This window comes from Rhodothermales bacterium (assembly GCA_013002345.1).
In the GTDB taxonomy this organism is placed as follows: Bacteria; Bacteroidota; Rhodothermia; order Rhodothermales; family JABDKH01; genus JABDKH01.
Window position 1 is genome coordinate 1 of the sequence record JABDKH010000292.1, and the last position, 2,196, is coordinate 2,196.

At 56.1% G+C, this 2,196-nt stretch carries 3 protein-coding genes; 1 reads left to right on the forward strand and 2 read right to left on the reverse strand.

What is annotated here, in order from left to right; genetic code table 11:
- Positions 1-6: 6 nt before the first annotated feature.
- Positions 7-447: a hypothetical protein gene (locus tag HKN37_14065; protein NNE47775.1), complete on the reverse strand. Its 441-nt coding sequence runs from the start codon at positions 445-447 to the stop codon at positions 7-9.
- Between the two features lie 245 nt (positions 448-692).
- Between HKN37_14065 and HKN37_14070 the strand changes: the two genes are divergently transcribed.
- Positions 693-2,048: a PAS domain S-box protein gene (locus HKN37_14070; GenBank protein ID NNE47776.1), complete on the forward strand. Its 1,356-nt coding sequence runs from the start codon at positions 693-695 to the stop codon at positions 2,046-2,048.
- A gap of 24 nt (positions 2,049-2,072) precedes the next feature.
- On the opposite strand, the gene HKN37_14075 is transcribed toward HKN37_14070, so the two are convergent.
- A partial coding sequence (locus HKN37_14075) for a response regulator transcription factor (GenBank protein NNE47777.1) occupies positions 2,073-2,196 on the reverse strand: 124 nt, incomplete at its 5' end.

A 2,196-nucleotide genomic window follows, 5' to 3' on the forward strand; every position in this document is an offset into this window, starting at 1 on the left:
GCATGTCTAAGGATCTTCAGCCTCCACGCTACGAGTCTTGCCTGTTCTGCTTTTGTCATCTTGCTCTCCTCTCCAAGTATCTTTGGGATAAGAGCTGAATGTGTCACGCATCTGTTGGGATTTCACAAGGGTCCCCTTGTGGGGCCCTTTTTCATTTTGGGTGTCCTGGATGAAGATGAGGACTGCTGTTCGACAAAACGCGTTAGCATTTTGGACGCCGCAGGCGCCCCGAAGGAAATGCCCTTGGGTGCGCCCCGCAGGAGGCAAAACATCCGAGAGGCTGTTTTGATCAATCTCTCCGGGGCCGCTCTCGCAAATCCATGTGCGCCACAGCGCTTTAGCATTTGGCATGTCGCGCGCCAACTGCGCAGCGGCCCCTCCATACCACTGATTTGTCTTCAGCATCTTCAACGCAAAGACGGACGTCGCTTTGAGGACAATCGTCACTCGTCTTAAGTACATGCCCGAATTGACTCTTGTCTCAAGGCAATCCAACTTTACAGATCACCCGACAAAGGTATTCCTGACGAGAATCAGAGACGCGACATTTCGGACCTTCGCTTCCTTTTAGACGCCGGTCGTAACGCCGTCCGGGACCGCGAGACTGCAGCGATCCAATGGCGTCCAAACGATTGCGCTAGCCGACTTTCTTTTCAAGTTCTCCTCAGGTGTCACGTCCAAGGGAGATAATAATGCGAGGTAGTCTTAGCTTCCGAGATCTGGAGGGGAACGGTCTCATCCTCTTCGGTTTCGCTATCAGCGTGATTTTCTGGTTGCTCGAGGCCAGCAACCACGTACTGTTCTTCGCGGACTCGGATCTCTACGAGGCTATATTCGCGCCGACGTGGCATGAACTCTGGATGCGGTTGACCGTCGTTATGGCATTCATGGGATTTGCCTTCATTGCGAGTCATATCGTTAAAGCGCGACGGCGAGCCGAGGACGCATCAATACGGGCGCTGGCCGAAGTCGATCAGGTATTCGAAACGGCGGCCGACGGGATGCGAATCGTGGACAAAGACTTTCGAGTGCTTCGGGCAAACGATACTTTTGCCGAGCTGGTGGGACTGCCGAAAAGCGAGATCATCGGCAGAAAGTGCCATGACGTATTCTGGGGCGACAGGTGTGACGCACCCGGATGCCCGTTGACCCGAGTGCTCGGTGGTGACGAGTTCGTCGAATACGACGCGGACAAGGTGTGCTCGGATGGGAAGTCGATTCCTTGCATCGTTTCGGCCACGCCGTACCGAAGGCCGGACGGAAGGATTGTCGGCATCGTCGAGGATTTCAAGGATATCTCGGAGCGCAAACAGGCTGAGCGGAACCTGAGAGAGTCCGAGGATCGCCTGCGGGAGCTGACGGCCCACTTGCAGAGTATACGAGAAGATGAACGCAGCAGAATCGCGCGGGAAATACACGACGAGCTGGGACAGGTCCTCACGGCACTAAGCCTCGACGTTCGCTGGCTGCACAAGCGATTGCCAGAAGAGCGAGGCGACTTGCTCAGAAAGACCCACAGAATGGGCGAACTCATCACAACGACCGTCGGCTCGGTCAGTCGCATATGCTCGGAGCTGCGACCGGCCATCCTCGACGACGTCGGGCTTTCTGCCGCTATCGAATGGCAGGCAAGCGAGTTCTCTTCCAGGACCGGTATCGTTTGCGACATCGAGACCGAGCCTCCGCATATCAAGCTGTCCGAGGAACTGTCGGTCGCGATCTTCAGAATTTTTCAGGAAACACTCACCAATATCGTCCGTCATGCGCAGGCCACCAAGGTGCACGTCGTACTTCGGCTGACGCGGCACGCGTTTTCGATGCGGGTTTGCGACGATGGTGTGGGCATGGAGTTCTCCGAGGCGCACAAGATGAACTCTTTTGGTCTCCTGGGTGTGATGGAGCGGGTGCGTGGTTTCGGGGGAGAGATGGCGGTCTACAAAGGCGACCTGGGCGGCGCGTGCCTCAACATCATCATTCCGAGCCCTGACCCGCCGGCAAAGGAGGATAAGATAATGGCACGAGCGAAAGAGGCCGTGCAGGTCCCTTAGCTGGCATCCGTTCGCGCTACTGCTTCAGTGCACGAGCCCCTTGAAGAAGGCATAATGCGTCAGCTCGGAATTGTTCTTCATATTCGTCTTCTCGAGAACATGGGCGCGGTGCGTACTGATCGTCTTGACACTCAGGCATAGTTCGTCC